Here is an 18,579-nt window from a genome sequence, read left to right on the forward strand (position 1 = left end):
CTCCATCTGTTCGTTACTCCGTCACCTCACACCGTCAATGAAACTATTCACGAAAGTCTGCTGGCTGCTGCTGGGGGCGCTGTTTATCTTCTCCGGCCTGATTAAGCTGAACGACCCGGTGGGCACGGCCCTGAAGCTGGAGGAATATTTTGAAGTATTTGCCGTCGACTTCGGTAGCTTTTTTCTGATTTTCAAGGACTATGCCCGCACCATCAGCATCTTCCTCAGCTCGCTGGAAGTAGTGCTGGGTGTGGCGCTGCTGCTGCGCTGGATGCTGCGCCAGACGATGTGGGTGTTGCTGGGCCTGCTCCTCTTCTTCGCCTTCCTGACCTTCTACTCGGCCGCCTTCAACAAGGTGACGGATTGCGGCTGCTTCGGTGACTTTATCAAGCTGACCCCTTGGCAGTCGTTTGCCAAGGATATGGTGCTGCTGGGCATGTGGCTGGTGGTGTTTTTCAACTACCGCTACCTGCGCTACAGCTTTGCCAAAGGCCAGTTGGGCGTGGTGTATATCACGCTGGCTTGGGCCGTAGCCATTGGCATTGGGGTACGCGCATTGGGCCACTTGCCCTATTTTGATTTCCTGCCTTATAAAGTCGGCAACGACATTGGCAAGCTGATGAAGCCCTTGGAGCAGGCCCGCTACCAGTATGTAATGGAGCGCAACGGCGAAACCAAGACCTTCGACCAGTACCCCACCGACTCGACGTGGAAATACAAGAGCATGGAAGTGCTGAACCCCGAGAAATCCAAGCCGCTCATTACCGATTTTGAGGTGTCGGATGTGGATGGCAACTCCTTTACGCAGGAGCTGCTGACCGGCAATAAGCTGGTGCTCATTGTGCAGAACACCAACAAGACCGACCGGGAGCGGTTCAAGGTCATCAATACGCTGCTAGCAGAAGCGGCGAAGTCGCGGCGCAAGATTCAGGTCCTGACCATCACCAGCACCAGCCCCGCCAAGTTCGATACGTTCCGCCACGATGTGAACCTGGCCACGCCCTACTACTTCGCCGACGCCACCGTGCTTAAGTCCATGATTCGCTCGAACCCCGGCCTGATGGTGCTACAGGACGGTAAAGTGCTGGCCAAATACCACTACCACGACATTCCGGCGTTGTTCAACGTCGAGAAGTTGTTTTAGGGAAGGAGGCAGATAGGGTAGTATCACTACCTGTTTGCTTCATCACCATTCACCCCTTCCAATGCTCTCCTTCGTTCTGCGCCGGCTCGGACATGGCCTGCTGATTCTGGCGGGCGTAGCTCTCACGGTATTCTTCCTATTTCAGGTGTTGCCCGGCGACCCGGTGGCCCTGCTGGCCGGCCAGCGTTCTGACGCGGCCACTCGCGCCGCCATTGCCGCCGACCTTGGACTCGACCAGCCCATGCCCGCGCAGCTGCTCGGCTACCTCAACGATGTGTCGCCGCTGGGCGTGCACCCGCGCGACTCGGCTGGTACTGCCAAATACGGCGGCTTCACGCTGCTCCCGCTCGGCGACAACGCTGTGGTGCTGAAAACGCCCTACCTGCGCCGCTCTTTCCAGAGCAACAAAGAAGTACTGACCATTCTGCTCGACCATTTTACGGGCACGCTATGGCTGGCACTGGCCGCCATGCTGCTGGCCGCCGTGCTCGGCATTACGTTCGGCATAGTGGCAGCCCTCAAGCCGCATTCCTGGCTCGATAGAGCGTTGATTACGACTTCAGTGCTCGGAATTTCGGTTCCTTCATTTGTAGCGGGCATCCTGATTGCCATTACGTTTGGGTTCTACTGGAGCCACTGGACCGGCCTCAACCTGACCGGGCAGCTATTTGAGAATGATGCTTTCACGGGCCGCCACTTGGTGCTGCGCAATCTGCTGCTGCCGGCCTTTGCGCTGGGTATCCGGCCGCTAGCCGTCATCACGCAGCTTACCCGTTCCTCTATGCTCGATGTGCTGGGCCAGGACTACATCCGCACGGCACGGGCCAAAGGACTTTCCAGCTACCAAACGGTAGTGGGCCACGCCCTGAAAAATGCGCTGAACCCTGTCGTAACCGCTGTATCGGGCTGGCTGGCTTCGCTGATGGCGGGGGCATTCTTCATTGAGTACATTTTCAACTGGAAGGGCTTGGGTACGGTTACGCTGCGGGCCGTCGAGAACCTCGATTTTCCGGTCGTGATGGGCGCTACCATATTCATTGCCGCACTGTTTGTGCTGGTCAATATTGCCGTAGACGTGCTCTATGCTGTCCTCGACCCGCGCGTCCGGCTTTCCTGATTGCACATGCGTCCTGTTCCTCCCTTTCACCAACTCCACCTGATTGGCATGCCTGGCGCCGGCAAAACCACGCTGGGCCGGGCGCTGGCTGTGGCTTACGAAGTGCCGTTTCTGGACCTCGACGAAGAAATAACTCGTCGGGAAGGCCGAAGTGTAGTCGATATTTTTGCGGTAGAAGGCGAGGCGTATTTCCGGGAGCGGGAGGCTGCGGTACTGCGGGAAGTGTTGCAACAGCCGGGTAGCTTCGTGCTGGCCACGGGCGGCGGTACACCCTGTTTCCACCAAAACCTGGAAGCACTGCTGAAGAAGGGGCTGGTGCTGTATCTGGAGGTGCCGGTGCCCGAATTGGTACGGCGCATTCTGCACACGGACGCTACCCGACCATTGCTGGCAGCGGCCCCTACGGCCGAGGCGCTGAGTAGGCGCTTAGATGAAACCTTGCGGGCCCGAAAACAGTTTTACGCCCGTGCACCGTTGTGCTGCACAGCGCCATCCTGCACCTTAGAAGATGTGCGGCGCCTGCTCAGCGCTTATCAGACAACGGGCTGATTTCCTCTTTGCGCCACGGGTTTACGCAATGCTGCGTACTTTTGGCCCTTGAATCAGATACTTGCTTCCATGAACCAGACTGCTTCCGCTGCTCCTCCCTCTGACACGAAACCCCGGCCAGCTGCTGCTGCGGGCCCGGTGAAACCGAAACATAAAGGTTCGGCCCAGCTGTTCGAGAATCCGACGCTGGAGCGGCTCACGCACACGCATATTGCCGCTCCGCTCAGCATCTTTTTCGCGGTGGCGGCCGTGAGCCTCTACTACAGCCTAAGCCGAGGACTACTAACCGGCTTGGCCGCTTTCGGGCTGTTTCTGGCCGGGTGGTTCCTCTTCACGCTGGTCGAGTACCTGATGCACCGCTACGTGTACCATATCAAGGCTGATACGCCGGGTAAGGCGAAGTTTCAGTATACCATGCACGGTGTCCATCATGAGTATCCGAAGGACAAAACCCGCCTTGCCATGCCGCCTATCCTGACGGTATTCGTGGCGTCATTGCTGTTCTTTATCTTCTACTTCACATTCGGTAATGCAGGCTTTGGTTTGCTGGCAGGTTTCGTGTTCGGGTATGCGCTGTACCTGTTCGTGCACTATGCCATTCACGTTTATTCACCGCCGAAGAACTTCCTAAAAGTGTGGTGGCACCACCACGCCCAGCACCACTACCGCCAAGACGAAATTGCTTTTGGTGTAAGCACCACACTCTGGGACCATATAGTAGGTACCATGCCAGATAAAAAGAGCTAAGTACCTAGAACCTCCAAATGCACAAAACGCCTGCCGTCTTCACGGCAGGCGTTTTGTGTTTTATGACTGGTATACCGGCTATAGCCTACTCAATGGCCGGTGATGTAGTGGTAAAAGACGCCTTCGTCCTCAACAGGACTGGTGTGCTCCTTGGCAACTACGGCTTGGATATGCAGCGTGATGCAGTCATAACTGGCTACTCGTCGACGGATTTTGTAGTTACTAACAGAACCGGGAACTGCGGCAGTTAGTGAAGAGCAATGCCAGTACTGTCATTTTCACAGTTGGCTCGTCTACCAGTTATATGCCGGCCTTGCTGCAACAACCTGCCAGCACTATGGCCCGCAACGAAGAGGTATTTTCTGTGCTATTGTAGCTAGCGCCGTATGCGGCTTATCACGAGCCAGAGCAGCAGCACTACCAGAAACACACCAATAATGCCCGTCCAAGCACCGGCTTTGAAGATAGTACCAATGGCGTCGCAGCTGCTTAGAGAAAAGGTGAGCAGCACCAGCAGGGCCAAAAAGAGAGGAAATCGAGTGCGCAACATGGCAGGGAGAGGAGAAGTGAGGTAAAAGGCGGCCGCAACAACTGGCAGCGCTATACAGGCATACTACGCTATTCTCAAAAAGGTTAGCACAGCCCTAGCCAAGCTTGAAAAGGAGGCGGCAAAATGCTGGAAGCGGAATGCCGGATTGGCGGCTCAAGCCTAATGATTCACCCACTGCCAAGTAGTGACACGATGCTCCAAGTGGTTCGGTCTGCCATTTCCGGGCGTTAGTCGAGTCCATAGCGGGCAGCAGGTAAGCCTGAGCTAACTAGCTACCGCGCAGAAGAAAGCTCCTGTCGCCACCACGCCTGTCATATCCCGATTCGCTATGAAAACCATTGCCGAAGGCGCGCTGCTGTACGAAAACAGCCTCGGCCGTATTACGCACGAGCCGTTGGGCTACCTGCGCCTGCATTGGCAGGAAGGCTTGCGCGGCTCCGAGTCAGTCCGGGCGCTGTTTGCCCAATTGCTACGGGCGCAACTACGTACCGGCTGCCGCCACCTGCTGATTGATGAGCGGCTGGCAGCGCCTTTTCAGGAAGCTGATAAGGTATGGCTGGCGGGGTATTGGCTGCCAGAATGGGTACAGCAGGTGGGCTGCCATCATGCGGCTCATCTGGCGGCCACCGACGTATTTGCCCGGTTGTCCAGCGTCGGGATACTGGCAAAGGCTCGTAGCATGGCGCTCAGCCAGCGCTCCTTCACTACCGAAACGGAAGCGCTACAATGGCTCCTGAGCCAGCCGGTATCTGCCGTATCAGGGCCCAAAAACGCCTTAATGCGGTAGTTTTTCGCGCAGCGCGCTATAAGTCCAGGTCCCCGCCAAAGCCGACACAATTAGAATGGCAGCAGCGGCCGTGCCGCTGCCTAACTGCGCAAACAAGGGGCCAGGGCACGCCCCGGTGATGGCCCAGCCCACTCCGAAGATGATGCCGCCCAGCCAGGTGCCGTGCGTGTACTGCTTATCGGCAATCCGGATTTCTTCGCCACTCAGGCTCCGTAGCCGGTAGTGCTTGATAAGCTGGATGGATAGGAGCCCTACCACAATGGCTGAGCCGATGATGCCATACATGTGAAACGACTGAAAACGGAACATCTCCTGAATCCGGAACCAGCTAATGACCTCACTCTTGGTCAGGATGATGCCGAACAACGTGCCCAACACCAGATACTTGATGTATTTCATCTGTAGAAGCAACAGTTAGAACAGCAGCGGATAGATTACCCACGTCATGAACAGGCCACCCACAAAAAAGCCGATGACGGCCACCAGGGACACCCATTGCAGATTAGAGAGACCTGAAATAGCATGGCCTGAGGTGCAGCCGCCAGCATACCGTGTACCGAAGCCCACCAGAAACCCGCCGAGCACTATAAATACCCAGCCTTTCCAGTTGCTCAGGTTTTCAAGTGCAAACAGCTCTTTGGGCAGCAGGCCGGAGAAGTCAGTGAGGCCCATTTGCGCCTGCAGGTCCTGTACCGTCTCAGCAGAAATGGCCGCGGTATCTGGGTGGCCCAGTACTCGGTAGCCAATAAACCCGCCGATGGTAATGCCCAGCACGAAGAACAGGTTCCAGATTTCAGCCCGCCAGTTATAGGTCAGGAAGGGGATGCCAGCGGGCACACAGGCAGCGCATATATGCCGAAGCGCGCTACTGATGCCCAGTACTTTGTTGCCGAGTAGCAGCAACGCGGGAACTGTCAGCCCAATTAAAGGACCGGCTACATACCAGGGCCAGGGTTGGCGAAGAAAGTCAAGCATGAATAAAAATGGTAGAAGCAGGAAGACACAGGCCCCAAACTGCCAGGACTAACGAAGCCCTGGCAGCCTGGCCTATCACTAGCGTGCCAGCTGACTAGGCCAATCCAGCAAGCCGCCGGCCAGATTGAATACCTGCTCGAAGCCAACTGTACCCAGTTGTTTGGCCGCCGTAGCCGAGCGGGCACCGCTGCGGCAATACACATACACGGCGCGCGTGTTGTCGAGGGCCGCTATCCGCTTGGCGAAATCGGTGTGTGTGATATCAATATTGCGGGCACTAGGCAAGTGGCCGGCCGCAAATTCATCGGGGCGGCGCACGTCAATGAGCAGAGCACCGGGCAGGCGCATGCCGGCCGCAAACTGAGTAGGGGTGAGGTTTTGGTAGGCGTGTGAAGCAGTTTCGAAGATGCTAAGCATGGTACAAGGAAAAAGATGAAGAAACAGAAATACGGCTTGCCACCAAAACGGCGGTAAGTCAGAAAATTTAATGAGTAATGGCCGCCAGTTGAAAGGATTTCACCGCCTCCCCCAGGTCGAAGACCGGTGTGCCTGCCAGCGCCGCTGCCAGAATGCTGCTGCCGGCCGCCGAACGATAGCCACCCGCGCAATGCACCACTACCGGCCGGCCACCAGGAACCTCCTGCGCCCGCTCACGCAGCTCAGGTAGCGGAATAGATAAAGCTCCGTCGAACAAAGGAGCAGTGGCTGCCTCTGATACGTTGCGGATGTCTACAATGGTGTAGTTATCCAAGTGGGCGCGGAAGTTTTCCACATTCAGGGCAGGCAGCTTTTGTGTCCACGAGGGTGAGCCTGCCAGCGTGCCCTTGATATGCGTTTCATACCCGATTTTGGCGGTCTTTTGCAGAACGTCTGCCAAGGCAGCTTCATCCTCAGCCACCAGATAGAATGGCTCCTCTGGTCCCACGATAGAGCCCAGCCAAGTTTCAAATTTGCCACCCTGCTGAATGTTCAGCGCACCTGGTATGTGGCCCTGCTTAAACGTGGCCTCAGGACGGGTATCCACCACCAACACGCCCACTTCCAGAGAAGTGCCAACGGCCAGCCGCGGCACCTGCTGCACGCTCGGTGCGTAGGATAACGCACCCGCTTTATTCAGGGCCACATCGTACCCAAAGTATTTCGGGATGAACGGCTGGTCGGCTAGCAGTTCCTGTATAAAGTCTGCCTCGCTTAGTGGGCGCAGGGCATAATTGTCGCGCATCTCGGCGCCTATTGTACTGCTCTTTGCTCCGCTTAGGGCTTTGCCGCAGAGGCTGCCCGCGCCGTGTGCCGGATACACTGCCACGTCATCGGCAAGCGTCATGAGCTTGTCGCGGAGGGAGTGATACAGTTGCCGGGCTAGCTCCTCACGTTTGGCCGTGAGGTTGCCAGCCGTCTCGCGCAGGTCGGGCCGCCCCACGTCGCCGATGAACAGCGTATCGCCGGTAAACACGGCTACATCGTGGCCTTCACGGCTCAGCACAATGCTAATCGAGTCGGGTGAGTGGCCGGGCGTATTGAGGGCCCGGAAGGTGAGCTTGCCGATCGTAAACGAGCCGCCGTCATCAAACGCCTCATGCGTATAATCGGCCCCCAGCAGCTTGCTCACCCGGACAACTGCCCCGGTTGCCTGCGCAATTTCCAGGTGCGAGGATACAAAGTCAGCGTGAGGGTGCGTCTCAATAACCGCCACAATGGTAGCGGCATGGTCCCGGGCAAAGTCATAATAAGGCTGCGGGTTGCGGGCCGGGTCGATGAGTACAATCTGGCGGGTGCACTCGCTCAGGACAGCGTAGGAGAAATGAGCCAGACCTTTGTCTTCAAACTGTTCGATTTTCATACAGGGAGCCGAATGGAAGGTGGGTAGTAACAGACCGAAAGCAAGGGGAGAAACACGGGGAGCAGTGTCGGCGTCAGTGGCTGAAAACCAACTCGCGCAGCAGAATGAAAGAGCCCATGGCCAGCGTGAACCAGCCAAAAGCAGGTTTCAGCCGGGCACCAGGAATGAACCGCGCCAAGTAAGTGCCCAGCACAATGCCAGCCAGCGCAAAAGCCAGAAACCCGAGCAGGAAGCCCCACGCAATGGGCGTACCGGCACTCAGGTCGCCGACGAAGCCAATCAGGGAGTTCAGTGCAATAATGGCCAGCGAAGTGCCTACGGCCAGTTTCATGGGTAAGCGGGCTCCCAGCACCAGAGCCGGGATAATAAGAAAGCCACCACCTGCACCCACGAAACCAGTGAGCGTGCCAACCAGCACACCGATGCCCAGAATTAGCGGGTAGTTGAAGGGCTGGTCCCGCTCCGTTTCAGGTACATCTTCAGTTTGTTTGTTCCGAATCATGGCGGTAGCGGCCACCACCATAAGCACCGCAAATGCCACCAATACAAGCAGGTCCTTGGTGAACAGGAAGCCGCCGATGATAAACAGCTCGTGCGGGATGGCCGGTAGCAGCGCCGTACGAACCAGAAAAACGGCTGCCAGCGAAGGAATCAGAAAAACAACTGCCGTACGCAGAGAAACCAGCCCTTTGCGCAAGTACCCCGAAGCGCCCACCACCGAGGTAGAGCCCACCACAAAGAGCGAGTAAGCCGTGCTAAGTACCGGACTGACCCCCATCAGATACACCAGCACCGGCACCGTAAGAATAGAGCCGCCCCCACCCAGAATGCCCAGTGCAAGACCGATGAAAATGGCGGCGAAGTAGCCGGCGTATGAAAGCATGGATAAATAGTTGAACGTATGTAATTATGAATGACTGTTCATGTGTTGGGGCAAAAAAAAGGGCCGACGCTACAAAAAAGTGCAGGCCGCCAGACACTGAATCACGTCAACCACTTCGCGCATTTTCAGCGAGTAGAACACATTTTTTCCTTCGCGGTGGCTATTGAGAATCCCCTTGAGCTTCATGCCCGAAAGATGGTGCGACGCCAGACTCTGCTCTACCCGCAGCCGCTCACTGATATCGTTGACGGACATGCTTTCCTGTGCCGCTAGTAGCTGCACAATAGCAATGCGCGTAGGATGGGCCGTCGTCTTCAGGATGAAGGCCACTTTTTCCATCTTTTCGATGGAGAGGTTCATGTCGACGGTAGCAGAAGTTGTGCTCATAATCTGCTGCAAATATATGAACATTTGTTCATGTGTGCAAGTGTTGGTGCTGCCAAGTCGGAGTGCTGGCCGAATCAGGGGTGCAGTAGAGTCGGTAGGAGGGGGGCTGGCAATACTTGCTACTGGCTGCGTGGCGGGTGGAGTCAGAACTCCCGCCGTTTCTTAGTCGAGTTGCCGGGCCACGAAAAAGGCCGCCGCCGCCGCCAGCGCGCCGGTGCCCGCCATTTTCAGTGCGCCCCAAACGGGCGGCTGGCCGGTCATGCGGCTCTTGAAGTAGCCAAAAACCAGCAGGCAAAGCAGCGTAACCACCGCCGACCACAACAAGCCCTGCGCCGGCGAATCGGTTACAAAGTAGGCGCTAAGCGGAATCAGGCCCCCAATGGCATACGCTATGCTGATGGTGGCGGCGCTTTTGGGTGCCTGTTTCGGGTCGGGCTTCTCCAGGCCCAGTTCATACTTCATCATGAAGTGTACCCACTGCTCCGGGTTAGCAGTCAGCTCCCGCACAGCAGCGGCGCGAGTTTCTGCGGAAAGCCCCATTTCGGCCAGTAGCTCGTCTACTTCCGCGCGCTCAGTCTCAGGTACTTCTTGCACTTCGCGGTGCTCCCGCTCCAGCTCAGACGCGTAGTGCTCAATTTCTGTACGCCCAGCCAGGTAGCCACCCAAGCCCATGGCAATGGAGCCCGCTACCACCTCCGCCAGCCCCGCCGTGATGACCAGGTCCGAAGACTGCACCGCGCCGCTCAGACCCGCAGCCAGGGCAAATGGCACCGTCAGGCCATCAGAAAGCCCAATCACAATGTCCTGCAGCATGGCAGAGCTGGTCAGGTGGTCTTCGGGATGTGGATGCGGATGCACGTGCGGAACGGCCATAGCAATACAGGTAAGAAGAAAGAGCCCCAGTAGCCAGATTTACCCTACAACAGATAGCGCCCCTGAAAGTACTGGCATCTTGCTTACGGCAGCGTAAACGACAAGTCGGCGCTGACGAGGCTGGCCGTGAGGCCGCTGCTCTGGCGGTAATAGGCATAGCGCAGATCCAGGGCCTTAAATTTAGCCACACGCCCTCCGAAAGGTGTTTTGAACCGCCCGATGCCGTACACTGGCGAGTAGCGCAGCCCCAATCCTACCTTATGGGCAGAGAAATCAGCCAGGTCGTAGTCGGAAGTGTAGTACTGCTCGCTGATGGAATGCTGCAGATAAGGCGCGAAGTAGTCGGCGGCGGTTTGGGTGTGGTAGCGGTAGAAGGGGTAAAGCACGAAGAAGGGCGTCACCTTCACGGGCGTTTCCAGTTCCAACGTATGCGCACTGATGCCGAAGTTGTCGTTGTAGAAACGGTAGAAGCCGCGCAGCTGCACCAGGTCGGTAGCGTAATAGGTAAGGCGCAGGCCCACGGGGTATTTGTAGCGCCGGCGCGGTAGTACTTCCGTCCGGGCCGTGCCTAGCGCACCGCCGGTTTCCTTGAAGTATACTCGGTGGAACGGGGTGCTTAACAGCCCGTTCTGGGCCACCAGTTCGGTGCTTACGGCCAGTTGCAGGCGTTGTGTGAGCACCTGCGAGTACACAATATTCAGGTTGTAGCTCTGGCGGGTATTGTCGCCATCTTCGGGCACAATGCCGCGCAGTTCCTCCGGCCGGATAATGGTGGCGCGGTCAAGAAATACTTGGCCAGCTACACTTAGTTCGCGGTTGCCATCCTGCGAGGCCCGAGCCCAGGAGGCCGTGGCATTCACGGAGAAGTAGTCGTACTCCGAGGATACTCCCGCCCCCAGCCCCACCACGGTGCGCTTATCGGCTAGTTGGCGCGAGTATCCTAAATCGGCGTGGAAGCGGGTGTCGCTGGAGGAAGGCGACGAGTTGACTTGGTTGATTCGGTCGGTAGAGGCAGACGCATAGTAATCCATGCCCAGATTGGCCGAGAGGCGGGTAACCGAATCCAGCGGCACGTTCAGGATGATGGTTGGCGTGAGGTCGGTCAGGTGCTGGGTACCAATGCCTCCCTCCACGGCTCCGTGGTTGCCATCCTGCTCGTAGTAGCTCATCAAAATGTTGAGCTCCGTTTCGCCGTGGTTGCTTGGGTTGCCAGGGCTTGGAGCAGTAGTAGCGGGGGCACCGTAGCCATCTACCCGGTTAGGGGTGGGCGTAGCCTGTGCCCAAGCCAATGCTGGCAGGAGCGCCAGCACTAGTAGAGCGGCAACTGTGCGGTAAGCGGCCGGGAAGAAAGAGAAGTGCATCAGCGGGAAGTTCAGCTACAGAGAAAGAGAAGAAAAAGGCGTTTGCGGAGTGGCCCGCACCGGGCAACTGTCCACTAGTTGCAGCCGCAGCCGCCGCCTACTTTGCCGCCATTGGCTCCGCCAGCGCCCTCACGGTAGCTTTCAAAATTGGTTTCGTACACTTCTACCCGCTTGTTGGCCAGCTTCATATCCTCGTCGTTGAGGTACGCTTTCTGATACGCCGCCACCGATACGCAACTCGTAAGGGTACTGCTGGCCAGCAATACCGCCCCGCCCAGCAACCACTGCATCTGACGAAAATTCTTTCGGGAAAAGGTCATGGTTTTGGGGCTGGATTCGGTTGCTGAGTGGAATAATAGCGCAGGGCCATGCCTTTGGAAGCAAGCGTACGGCCATCGTTGGTAATCAGGGTGCAGTCAACGCCCTTCAGGCCGTTGATGAAGGCCAGCCCGGCTTCTTGGCCCTTCACAAACACCACTTCATCGAGGCCGTCGGCCAGTTCTACATCGGGGCAGATGATGGTGACGGAGCGCAGCCCCGTGGCCGGATAGCCGGTAGCCGGGTTGATGATGTGGCCGTAGTAGTTGCCCTGCACCATAAAGTATTGCTCGTAGTTGCCAGCCGTCACTACCGCCATGTCCGTTACCGTCAGCCACGACGATACCGACTGCGGAAAGGCCGGGTCACCGATGGCAATGCGCCAGAGCGAGCCATCGGCCTGCCGCCCCCAGCACGATACGTCACCAGACCCGTTGATAAGGCCACCTTGAATGCCCATCTGCCGCATCAGGGCCTGTGCGCGGCGCACGCCGTAGCCCTGCAGAATACCCGCCAGATTCAGGCGCATACCTTTTTCTGTTAGCATTACGGAACGCTGGGCGGGGTCCAGCACCACGTTGCGGTAGTTGATGCGGCGCACAGAGGCCCGCACCGTAGCCGAGTCAGGAAGAGCAGAATGCTCTTTCTTGTCAAACCTATAGATCTTTTCGCCGCCTGCGAAGGTGATATCAAATGCCCCGCCACTCAGGGCCGAGAGCTTGAGCGTACGCTGAATCAGGTCATATACTTCCTGGTCCACTACGGTCGGGCGCAGGCCGGCGGCGCGGTTTATCTGCGTAATCTGAGAAGCAGAGTCCCAATAGGAGCACAGCCGGTCGATGCGTTGCGCCTCCCGAATGCCCGCCCGAATAGCCCGCCACGCCAGAGAATCGTTGCCGGAAACGGCCGTAAATGTGAAGTGCGAGCCCATTAGGTGGGCGCTGCGCGTGAAGTTTCGGGCTTTGGCCGCCGGTTGGCCGGCAACTGTGAGGCTACATGCCAACAGGCCGCTGAAAAACAGCGGCCGGAGTAACCAACGCATAGACAGACGGGAGCAATTCGGCAGACGGCGCATAACGGCTATTTCTTCGCCAGCAGTTGGGTGAGGTAGGCATCGTAGGCGGCCACACCACCGGGGCGGTAGCCGGTTTTGGCCAGCACCTTGCCTTCCGGCGACAACAGCACAACAAGCGGAAAGGCCCCTTCCTTGTTGAGCTGCGCAGCGGCCTGCTCATTCACCTTAGTCTGTTCGGCCGAGAGCTTGTTCTTCTTGCTGCGCGGAAAGTCGAAGCGAGCCAGCACAAACCGGTCTTGGGCATACTGTGCAAACTCAGGCTGGTCAAATACTTCCTGTTTGAGCATGATACAGGGCTTACACCAGTCAGAACCCGAAAACACGGCTAGCACAGGTTTTTGGGTGGCTTTGGCTTGTTGCAACGCAGACCCCAAGTCTGTGTTCCAGGAAATACCGGCCGGTATCTGCGCCCGGACACCAGTACATGACAACAGAAAAAACAGGCAGAGAGCAAGGAGCCGCATAGAAGGGAAATTAAAATTAGATTAAATTCTAGTGGTTGCAATCATACGAAGAATGCAGTAGTATGATTCCATTGGGAGCGTTTTATCAGTTTGCAGCTAGTATAAATGGATGTATGTTGTTTATAGATAGAGACTTATAGAGTAGTATAAAGGTGATGCAAATAGGTGGAAAAGGCCTGATTAAAGGAGGTAGCAATACCAGGATAAGCACCATCTACTGTTCTGCTTCTAACCGGCTCCGGCCACTACAAGGATACAGTGCAAACACTAGCGCAGAACTGATGCTACTCAGCTAATAGGCTGATTTTCATCATGCGGCCAGCCATTTCAGTTTCTGTATTTTGCTCCTGCTTTTCTTCCTCAACTCGCTTGTCGTATGGCTACTTCCCTACTGATTCTCACCGATTTTTTTCAGGCCTCTAACCGCGCCCTCGATTATGCCACCAATCTGGCCGGGCCGCTAGGGGCGCGTCTGGTACTGCTGCACGTGCGCCGCGACTCCATTATTGATCCTGAAATGTTCACCGGTGAGCTATCGAACCTGAGCAAGGAGGCCATTGCATTAGCGCTGAGCACTGTTTCGGGCAACCTCTCGGTGCCGGTAGTAGCCGAAGTAGGCCATGGCCGCGTAGCGTCTGCCGTAGCCGATGCCGTAAGCCGCCACCATCCTGCCCTAATCGTGCTGGGACGCCCCGACTACACCGATACTCCCGACGAATTGGTGCAGACCACGGCTCTGGATATTCTCCGGACGACACCTTATCCCATGCTGGTCGTACCGCATGGTGTGGCCACCGTGTCGCCGCCCCGGCGGGTGCTGCTAGCTGTTGATGGGGAGCCGTTTACCTTAGGCGACTATGCCGGCGTAGCGCGGCACCTGCTCACAGACCTAGGGGCCGAACTGACCGTTCTGCACGTAGCCAAAGATGCTTCCGATGCCGACGCCGTACTGGATACAGTGCTACGCACAGGCCTCACGACTGATTTGCAGGCGGTGGTACGTACCCGCACAGTAGCCGCAGCCAGCCCTGCTATAGGCATTCTTCAGGCAGCTGCCGCCGCCTATTTCGACCTAGTAGTATTGATTGCCCGCCAGCGTAGTTTCCTCGGCAACTTATTTCATCGCAGCGTGACAGCACACGTGCTTCTGCACAGCTCACTTCCAGTGCTGGTGCTGCCAGCAAAGTAACTACACGTGCCGCACCAGCCTATAAACGAAAAATGCCCGCCGATAAAGGCGGGCATCTTTTGCTCAAGGCGCTCCCTCCTGGGCTCGAACCAGGGACCCTCTGATTAACAGTCAGATGCTCTAACCGGCTGAGCTAAGGAAGCGGTTATGGCGGCATTTTTTGCCGTTGCTGGTGCAATATTACTTCAAATTGAAACCTGGTGCAAACAATGCCTAGAAAAAATATTTGCTAAAAACCGCTAATTCGTGATTGTCAGCAAGTTTCCGGATAGGGAAGTATTGTACTGGCGAAGCGCACGACTGGCTGGCCCTTGTTGGACGCGGCCCTGCAAGTCAAACTGGGAACCGCAGCAAGGGTCCTTAAGAAACAGTCGAGACGGATCAATCTGAACACGGGCACAGGTGTCGTTGGCGCGGTATGGACAATTGCGCTCAAAGGCATAGTACGTACTCGAGTTCTGGCGCACAACGATTAAGCCACGTACTCCGCCCGTAACATAGGTTGCCCCGTTGTCAGAGCGTAGGTTCACGTATTGCTGATTGGTAATGTTGATGCTCTCTGAAAAAGCTACTAAAGGAATCTGCGGCTCAACCGCACCACCTGAGTCCGAGCCGCACGCAGACAAGGCCAACTGGCTACCAAAAAATAGCACGCCCAGCAACGTCTTTCTTGCGCTGTACAACGAGGGAATACTAGTGAGCAGTGTAGCCATGTACAACTAGAAAGTAGGATAGGCAGAAAGTGGCCCCCTGCTTGAGGCAAAAGACAAATCAACAACTCCCAGAATACGGATTCGCTCTACGAACCGATTTTCCGGGAGCCATTAAAACGAGGAAAGCACCTGCAGAGTATGGCGTGCCTACTGAAGGTTACTGCACGCTCTCAAACTGGCGCAGAAAACGCATATCGTTTTCTGTAAACAGGCGCAGGTCCTTGATCTGGTATTTAAGCATAGAAATCCGCTCAATGCCCATGCCCCAGGCATAGCCAGAATAGCGTTCCGGGTCGATACCGGACTGCTCCAATACAGCCGGATCTACCATACCGCAGCCGCCAATTTCTACCCAACCCGTGTGTTTGCAGATGTTGCAGCCCTTGCCTTTGCAGATCAGGCAGGTAATGTCTATTTCGGCGCTGGGCTCAGTGAAAGGGAAGAAGGAAGGGCGGAACCGCACCTGCACATCAGCCCCAAACAGCTCCTGCACAAAGTAATAGACCGTCTGTTTCAGGTCGGCGAAGCTCACGTTTTCATCCACAAACAATGCCTCTACCTGATGGAACATCATGTGGGCGCGGGCCGAAATGGCTTCGTTGCGGTACACGCGGCCGGGCATGATGCTTCGGATAGGTGGTTTCTGGGTCTGCATGACGCGCACCTGCACAGGGCTGGTATGCGTGCGCAATACCCATTCTGGCTCGCCCGGTGTGCGGTGCACGAAAAACGTATCCTGCATGTCGCGGGCCGGGTGGTTTTCTGGGAAGTTCAGGGCCGTAAAATTGTGCCAGTCGTCCTCAATTTCGGGGCCTTCGGCCACATTGAAGCCGATACGTGCCAGCACCCGCACTATTTCCTCCCGAACTAAGCTCAAGGGGTGGCGCGTGCCCAGCGCATTCGGAATGGTAGGCAGCGTATAGTCGAATGTAGGGTCGGCGGGGGCATTGGCGGCGGCGGCCTCTTGTTCCTGCCGGCGCGCATCAAAGCGAGTCTGGGCCAGCTGCTTCAACTGGTTCAGGTCTTGGCCCACCGCGCGGCGCTGCTCCTGCGGCACCGTTTTGAGCTGGTCGAACAGATCAGCAAGCTGGCCTTTTCGGCCGGTGTACGCAATGCGGAACTGGTCGAGCTGCTCGGGAGTGCTCAGGTCGTAGGCTTCAATTTCGGCGCGCAGCCGGCTAATGGTTTCCTGCATAATGCTACAAAGGTAAGTTGATTGCTGCTTGTTGAATGCGGATTGTTCAGCAGCGAAATTTTATTGCTGAATTTCAATTTGTTACGAGGTGCCAGTGCTTTTTTCTTGTGCTGATGACCTGCTTTGCCACCCATTGTTCTGAAAGTTGGTACGGTTGCTGCAAAAGGGCTTCTTACCAACGGCCAGCAGCCGGAACGCGGGGCGCCACCCGTTCTGTAGCAGAGGCTTACGGGCAGTAGCCCGCTTCTTTTTACTTCGACTTTCCACTGCTATGAAATCCTTTTTCTTCTCCGCCTTCCTGCTGGTTGCTTCTGCCAGCGCTTCCTTAGCTCAAAGCCAGTACCCTGTTGCAGATGACTCGTGGCTGGATGAGCCTACTACCACTTTGGCCGCTGATGAAGTAATGCCTGCCACCGAAGATGCTCCGCGCTACAACATGGGCTGGAATACAGCTCCTGGCCAAAGCCTGAGCCTGCACGACCGTCCTAGCACCGATTACTGGGGCCGCCCGCTGAAGAAAAAAGCCTCGAACCTCACTACCGCGGCCACCAAGGATGTGGCTTCGGCGGAAGAAGAAGTAAGCACCGACCCCATGATGCATTCGTCGGGGGTGATGGTGGCACCCGGCATGAGTTCGTCGCCTTACCGCCGCGTAAGTACCGACTACTGGGGTCGCCCGCTGAAGCAAAAGTCGAAAGGTGCTTCTACGCTAGCTAAGAAGGTTGAAAAGTCGTCGCCGGTAGCGGCTACCACTGCCGGTAACTGGTAAGTTGTCCGAAGCCGCGACGATTCCGTAGGAGGAAAATCCGCTCACCTTTTTGCCTTTCCGCCATGCGTACTTCTGCTCTTTTCGTTGCCGTGCTGACCATAGCTGGTGCTGTACTGGCTGGTTCCGCCCAAGCCCAGCAAGTCACTCGCCCTGCGGGCACCAAAAAAGCCGCTAACGGCTACCACCGGACCTCAAACACGAAAACCAAGGCCCGGTCCGGAGCATATGCCCGCTACGACCGGTCGAACCGGCGCGACGAGGAGAACCTGAAGCTGGCTCCCGGCCTCCGACTGAATATGCCCAGCCCGCCTACCACCGACTATATGGGCCGCCCCCTGAAAAAGAAGACGCCCAAGCCTGCTACCACCGGAGCCACCTCTATTTCTTCTGAGAAGCAGGCGGCTCCCGCAAAAAAAACCAGCGTAAAGCGCCGGTAACCGTTACTCTTCTTTTCTGATTTACGCAGCAAAAGCCCGGTTGATGCAGCCGGGCTTTTGCGTGTGAGTGTACCAGCTACGTGGCCGGAAGTGCGACAAATAATGCGTAACTTATTATATGTCAAACCATCCAATCCTATGTCATGGCACGTTCCTCTCTGTTACTCGCTCTGGCCGGTAGTCTACTGGCCCTGACAACCCAGGCACAGCCCGCATTCAAAACCAAACAGGCCCCAGCGGCAACTCCGGCTGTGCAGCCCTTTACTCCGGCTCCCGCTACTGAAGCAGCAGATGTAGCGGCACCAGCACAGGATGCTTCCAAAACAGCTGACACCCAGAACCGGCCCGAAGCAACTAAACCGGCTGCCGATGCTATGCCAACCGAACCCGCTAAGCCAGCGACGCGGCCCGGCAAACAGCGGTAAGAGCCAAATTGTTATAATTATTGCTCTGGCAGGAACTTCCACGAGGGCGTTGCGTTTGCGAAAAGCGTACAAAGGGTTTCTTGCCACTGTGCGAAGCTGTATCTTGCAGAACCTTTTAATATCTTATTCTGATGACTCGTTTCGCCTTTCCGTTGCTGCTGGCCGGCACGTTTCTGATGCTTGCGCCGGCGCAGGCACAATCCAAAAAAGCCAAGTCTGACGGTTGGGGTTCTTCTGATGGCTGGGGCGCTCCTGCTCCGGCAGCTAAGAAAGCCGCTCCGGCCAAGAAGACAGCTACTGCTCCGGCTGCAGCTGCGGTAGAAGAAACAGCACCTGTTGCTGAACCGGCTGCAGCTCCGGCTGATGGCGGCGTATCCAGCAAAGCTGGTTTTGGTGGCGGCGGTGCTGACGCCGTAGGCGGTGGGTCATCGGCGCAGCCGGGCGGCTCAGTAGTAGCCCCGGGTTTCACAGCGGCACCTTCACACCGTGTTACTACCGACTACCGTGGCCGGCCGCTGGCTCCTTACGTGAAGCGTAGTGTTCGGCGTCCTGATCCGGTAGTAGCTACTCCGGCTCCTGAGCCCGAACCCGAGCCGATAGCAGTGGCCCCAGAGCCTGCTCCAGCCCCGGTTGCTGCTTCAGCTACTGCTACCAAAGCATCGGGCGGTGCTACAGCAACCAAGAAAGCAGCAGCTCCTGCCAAGAAAGCCGCGGCACCCGCTAAGAAAAAAGACGACGGCTGGGGATCAGGCGGTAGTGGCTGGTAAGCCACAGCGCCTCC

24 protein-coding genes and 1 tRNA gene are annotated in these 18,579 nt (G+C 56.8%); 10 read left to right on the forward strand and 15 right to left on the reverse strand.

The genetic code is table 11. From position 1 onward, the window contains the following. The first annotated feature begins 37 nt into the window (after nucleotides 1-37). The 4 genes from H4317_RS01655 to H4317_RS01670 all read left to right on the forward strand — a co-directional run bounded on the left by H4317_RS01655 (nucleotide 38) and on the right by H4317_RS01670 (nucleotide 3,557). Nucleotides 38-1,144 carry a BT_3928 family protein gene (locus H4317_RS01655; protein WP_185888466.1) on the forward strand — a complete coding sequence of 369 codons (1,107 nt, stop codon included), beginning with the start codon at nucleotides 38-40 and terminating at the stop codon, nucleotides 1,142-1,144. A gap of 61 nt (nucleotides 1,145-1,205) precedes the next feature. Beyond that, on the forward strand, nucleotides 1,206-2,261 hold the full coding sequence (locus H4317_RS01660; RefSeq protein ID WP_185888467.1) for an ABC transporter permease: 1,056 nt from the start codon (nucleotides 1,206-1,208) through the stop codon (nucleotides 2,259-2,261). Between the two features lie 6 nt (nucleotides 2,262-2,267). After that, nucleotides 2,268-2,810, forward strand: a complete 543-nt coding sequence (locus H4317_RS01665; RefSeq protein WP_185888468.1) for a shikimate kinase — start codon at nucleotides 2,268-2,270, stop codon at nucleotides 2,808-2,810. A 138-nt stretch (nucleotides 2,811-2,948) separates the two neighbouring features. Next, on the forward strand, nucleotides 2,949-3,557 hold the full coding sequence (locus H4317_RS01670; protein WP_260625774.1) for a sterol desaturase family protein: 609 nt from the start codon (nucleotides 2,949-2,951) through the stop codon (nucleotides 3,555-3,557). A gap of 376 nt (nucleotides 3,558-3,933) precedes the next feature. Here the strand turns inward: H4317_RS01670 and H4317_RS01675 are convergent, their stop codons facing one another. Beyond that, on the reverse strand, nucleotides 3,934-4,107 hold the full coding sequence (locus H4317_RS01675; RefSeq protein ID WP_185888470.1) for a hypothetical protein: 174 nt from the start codon (nucleotides 4,105-4,107) through the stop codon (nucleotides 3,934-3,936). A 328-nt stretch (nucleotides 4,108-4,435) separates the two neighbouring features. Between H4317_RS01675 and H4317_RS01680 the strand changes: the two genes are divergently transcribed. Next, the gene (locus H4317_RS01680; protein WP_185888471.1) at nucleotides 4,436-4,894 is read left to right on the forward strand and encodes a hypothetical protein; all 459 of its coding nucleotides are present in this window, start codon (nucleotides 4,436-4,438) and stop codon (nucleotides 4,892-4,894) included. On the opposite strand, the gene H4317_RS01685 is transcribed toward H4317_RS01680, so the two are convergent. From H4317_RS01685 to H4317_RS01735, 11 genes are all read right to left on the reverse strand, one after another. Continuing rightward, nucleotides 4,883-5,293, reverse strand: a complete 411-nt coding sequence (locus tag H4317_RS01685) for a DUF6691 family protein (RefSeq protein WP_185888472.1) — start codon at nucleotides 5,291-5,293, stop codon at nucleotides 4,883-4,885. The two genes, H4317_RS01680 and H4317_RS01685, sit on opposite strands and share 12 nt — an antisense overlap. Before the next feature lie 15 nt (nucleotides 5,294-5,308). Then, nucleotides 5,309-5,869, reverse strand: coding sequence for a YeeE/YedE family protein (locus H4317_RS01690; protein ID WP_185888473.1), 561 nt, complete (start codon nucleotides 5,867-5,869; stop codon nucleotides 5,309-5,311). Between the two features lie 78 nt (nucleotides 5,870-5,947). Beyond that, nucleotides 5,948-6,286: a rhodanese-like domain-containing protein gene (locus H4317_RS01695; protein WP_185888474.1), complete on the reverse strand. Its 339-nt coding sequence runs from the start codon at nucleotides 6,284-6,286 to the stop codon at nucleotides 5,948-5,950. 67 nt (nucleotides 6,287-6,353) lie between these two features. Beyond that, nucleotides 6,354-7,709 carry an MBL fold metallo-hydrolase gene (locus H4317_RS01700; RefSeq protein ID WP_185888475.1) on the reverse strand — a complete coding sequence of 452 codons (1,356 nt, stop codon included), beginning with the start codon at nucleotides 7,707-7,709 and terminating at the stop codon, nucleotides 6,354-6,356. A gap of 73 nt (nucleotides 7,710-7,782) precedes the next feature. Then, nucleotides 7,783-8,592, reverse strand: a complete 810-nt coding sequence (locus H4317_RS01705; RefSeq protein ID WP_185888476.1) for a sulfite exporter TauE/SafE family protein — start codon at nucleotides 8,590-8,592, stop codon at nucleotides 7,783-7,785. 69 nt (nucleotides 8,593-8,661) lie between these two features. Continuing rightward, nucleotides 8,662-8,979: an ArsR/SmtB family transcription factor gene (locus H4317_RS01710; RefSeq protein WP_260625775.1), complete on the reverse strand. Its 318-nt coding sequence runs from the start codon at nucleotides 8,977-8,979 to the stop codon at nucleotides 8,662-8,664. A gap of 162 nt (nucleotides 8,980-9,141) precedes the next feature. After that, nucleotides 9,142-9,852 carry a VIT1/CCC1 transporter family protein gene (locus H4317_RS01715; RefSeq protein ID WP_185888477.1) on the reverse strand — a complete coding sequence of 237 codons (711 nt, stop codon included), beginning with the start codon at nucleotides 9,850-9,852 and terminating at the stop codon, nucleotides 9,142-9,144. Between the two features lie 83 nt (nucleotides 9,853-9,935). After that, nucleotides 9,936-11,213 (reverse strand): DUF3570 domain-containing protein, encoded by a 1,278-nt coding sequence (locus tag H4317_RS01720; protein WP_185888478.1) that lies wholly within the window; start codon nucleotides 11,211-11,213, stop codon nucleotides 9,936-9,938. Nucleotides 11,214-11,287: 74 nt separating this feature from the next. Beyond that, nucleotides 11,288-11,503, reverse strand: coding sequence for a DUF4266 domain-containing protein (locus H4317_RS01725; RefSeq protein ID WP_185889906.1), 216 nt, complete (start codon nucleotides 11,501-11,503; stop codon nucleotides 11,288-11,290). Nucleotides 11,504-11,529: 26 nt separating this feature from the next. Then, nucleotides 11,530-12,573, reverse strand: coding sequence for an FAD:protein FMN transferase (locus tag H4317_RS01730; protein ID WP_185888479.1), 1,044 nt, complete (start codon nucleotides 12,571-12,573; stop codon nucleotides 11,530-11,532). A 38-nt stretch (nucleotides 12,574-12,611) separates the two neighbouring features. Next, complete coding sequence (locus H4317_RS01735; RefSeq protein ID WP_185888480.1) at nucleotides 12,612-13,070, reverse strand: thioredoxin family protein; 459 nt, start codon at nucleotides 13,068-13,070, stop codon at nucleotides 12,612-12,614. 376 nt (nucleotides 13,071-13,446) lie between these two features. On the opposite strand from H4317_RS01735, the gene H4317_RS01740 reads away from it, so the two are divergent. After that, on the forward strand, nucleotides 13,447-14,259 hold the full coding sequence (locus tag H4317_RS01740; RefSeq protein WP_185888481.1) for a universal stress protein: 813 nt from the start codon (nucleotides 13,447-13,449) through the stop codon (nucleotides 14,257-14,259). A gap of 69 nt (nucleotides 14,260-14,328) precedes the next feature. Here H4317_RS01740 and H4317_RS01745 read toward each other — a convergent pair. The 3 genes from H4317_RS01745 to pheS all read right to left on the reverse strand — a co-directional run bounded on the left by H4317_RS01745 (nucleotide 14,329) and on the right by pheS (nucleotide 16,167). Further along, a tRNA-Asn gene (locus H4317_RS01745) sits at nucleotides 14,329-14,402 on the reverse strand. Nucleotides 14,403-14,498: 96 nt separating this feature from the next. After that, nucleotides 14,499-14,972 (reverse strand): Rieske 2Fe-2S domain-containing protein, encoded by a 474-nt coding sequence (locus H4317_RS01750; protein WP_185888482.1) that lies wholly within the window; start codon nucleotides 14,970-14,972, stop codon nucleotides 14,499-14,501. A gap of 157 nt (nucleotides 14,973-15,129) precedes the next feature. Next, a complete protein-coding gene (pheS, locus tag H4317_RS01755) occupies nucleotides 15,130-16,167 on the reverse strand; it encodes a phenylalanine--tRNA ligase subunit alpha (protein ID WP_185888483.1) in 1,038 nt (345 codons plus the stop codon). A gap of 271 nt (nucleotides 16,168-16,438) precedes the next feature. Here pheS and H4317_RS01760 point away from each other — a divergent pair, with 271 nt between their 5' ends. The 4 genes from H4317_RS01760 (at nucleotide 16,439) to H4317_RS01775 (ending at nucleotide 18,565) form a co-directional block, all read left to right on the forward strand. Next, nucleotides 16,439-16,936, forward strand: coding sequence for a hypothetical protein (locus H4317_RS01760; RefSeq protein ID WP_185888484.1), 498 nt, complete (start codon nucleotides 16,439-16,441; stop codon nucleotides 16,934-16,936). Between the two features lie 62 nt (nucleotides 16,937-16,998). Continuing rightward, nucleotides 16,999-17,373, forward strand: coding sequence for a hypothetical protein (locus H4317_RS01765; RefSeq protein ID WP_185888485.1), 375 nt, complete (start codon nucleotides 16,999-17,001; stop codon nucleotides 17,371-17,373). Between the two features lie 143 nt (nucleotides 17,374-17,516). Further along, entirely contained in the window at nucleotides 17,517-17,798 is a 282-nt protein-coding gene (locus tag H4317_RS01770) for a hypothetical protein (RefSeq protein WP_185888486.1), read from the forward strand. Between the two features lie 131 nt (nucleotides 17,799-17,929). Beyond that, nucleotides 17,930-18,565 carry a hypothetical protein gene (locus H4317_RS01775; RefSeq protein ID WP_185888487.1) on the forward strand — a complete coding sequence of 212 codons (636 nt, stop codon included), beginning with the start codon at nucleotides 17,930-17,932 and terminating at the stop codon, nucleotides 18,563-18,565. Nucleotides 18,566-18,579: the final 14 nt, after the last annotated feature.

Origin of the sequence: Hymenobacter sediminicola (assembly GCF_014250515.1) — a bacterium.
Classification (GTDB): domain Bacteria; phylum Bacteroidota; class Bacteroidia; order Cytophagales; family Hymenobacteraceae; genus Hymenobacter; species Hymenobacter sediminicola.

Excerpts from the sequence above, each read along its gene's own strand:
- H4317_RS01655 (WP_185888466.1), top strand. The coding sequence starts at position 38 with ATGAAACTATTCACGAAAGTCTGCTGGCTGCTGCTGGGGGCGCTGTTT.
- H4317_RS01660 (WP_185888467.1), top strand. The coding sequence starts at position 1,206 with ATGCTCTCCTTCGTTCTGCGCCGGCTCGGACATGGCCTGCTGATTCTG.
- H4317_RS01665 (WP_185888468.1), top strand. The coding sequence starts at position 2,268 with ATGCGTCCTGTTCCTCCCTTTCACCAACTCCACCTGATTGGCATGCCT.
- H4317_RS01675 (WP_185888470.1), bottom strand. The coding sequence starts at position 4,107 with ATGTTGCGCACTCGATTTCCTCTCTTTTTGGCCCTGCTGGTGCTGCTC.
- H4317_RS01680 (WP_185888471.1), top strand. The coding sequence starts at position 4,436 with ATGAAAACCATTGCCGAAGGCGCGCTGCTGTACGAAAACAGCCTCGGC.
- H4317_RS01685 (WP_185888472.1), bottom strand. The coding sequence starts at position 5,293 with ATGAAATACATCAAGTATCTGGTGTTGGGCACGTTGTTCGGCATCATC.
- H4317_RS01690 (WP_185888473.1), bottom strand. The coding sequence starts at position 5,869 with ATGCTTGACTTTCTTCGCCAACCCTGGCCCTGGTATGTAGCCGGTCCT.
- H4317_RS01695 (WP_185888474.1), bottom strand. The coding sequence starts at position 6,286 with ATGCTTAGCATCTTCGAAACTGCTTCACACGCCTACCAAAACCTCACC.
- H4317_RS01700 (WP_185888475.1), bottom strand. The coding sequence starts at position 7,709 with ATGAAAATCGAACAGTTTGAAGACAAAGGTCTGGCTCATTTCTCCTAC.
- H4317_RS01705 (WP_185888476.1), bottom strand. The coding sequence starts at position 8,592 with ATGCTTTCATACGCCGGCTACTTCGCCGCCATTTTCATCGGTCTTGCA.
- H4317_RS01710 (WP_260625775.1), bottom strand. The coding sequence starts at position 8,979 with ATGAGCACAACTTCTGCTACCGTCGACATGAACCTCTCCATCGAAAAG.
- H4317_RS01715 (WP_185888477.1), bottom strand. The coding sequence starts at position 9,852 with ATGGCCGTTCCGCACGTGCATCCGCATCCACATCCCGAAGACCACCTG.
- H4317_RS01720 (WP_185888478.1), bottom strand. The coding sequence starts at position 11,213 with ATGCACTTCTCTTTCTTCCCGGCCGCTTACCGCACAGTTGCCGCTCTA.
- H4317_RS01725 (WP_185889906.1), bottom strand. The coding sequence starts at position 11,503 with ATGCAGTGGTTGCTGGGCGGGGCGGTATTGCTGGCCAGCAGTACCCTT.
- H4317_RS01730 (WP_185888479.1), bottom strand. The coding sequence starts at position 12,573 with ATGCGTTGGTTACTCCGGCCGCTGTTTTTCAGCGGCCTGTTGGCATGT.
- H4317_RS01735 (WP_185888480.1), bottom strand. The coding sequence starts at position 13,070 with ATGCGGCTCCTTGCTCTCTGCCTGTTTTTTCTGTTGTCATGTACTGGT.
- H4317_RS01740 (WP_185888481.1), top strand. The coding sequence starts at position 13,447 with ATGGCTACTTCCCTACTGATTCTCACCGATTTTTTTCAGGCCTCTAAC.
- H4317_RS01750 (WP_185888482.1), bottom strand. The coding sequence starts at position 14,972 with ATGGCTACACTGCTCACTAGTATTCCCTCGTTGTACAGCGCAAGAAAG.
- pheS (WP_185888483.1), bottom strand. The coding sequence starts at position 16,167 with ATGCAGGAAACCATTAGCCGGCTGCGCGCCGAAATTGAAGCCTACGAC.
- H4317_RS01760 (WP_185888484.1), top strand. The coding sequence starts at position 16,439 with ATGAAATCCTTTTTCTTCTCCGCCTTCCTGCTGGTTGCTTCTGCCAGC.
- H4317_RS01765 (WP_185888485.1), top strand. The coding sequence starts at position 16,999 with ATGCGTACTTCTGCTCTTTTCGTTGCCGTGCTGACCATAGCTGGTGCT.
- H4317_RS01770 (WP_185888486.1), top strand. The coding sequence starts at position 17,517 with ATGGCACGTTCCTCTCTGTTACTCGCTCTGGCCGGTAGTCTACTGGCC.
- H4317_RS01775 (WP_185888487.1), top strand. The coding sequence starts at position 17,930 with ATGACTCGTTTCGCCTTTCCGTTGCTGCTGGCCGGCACGTTTCTGATG.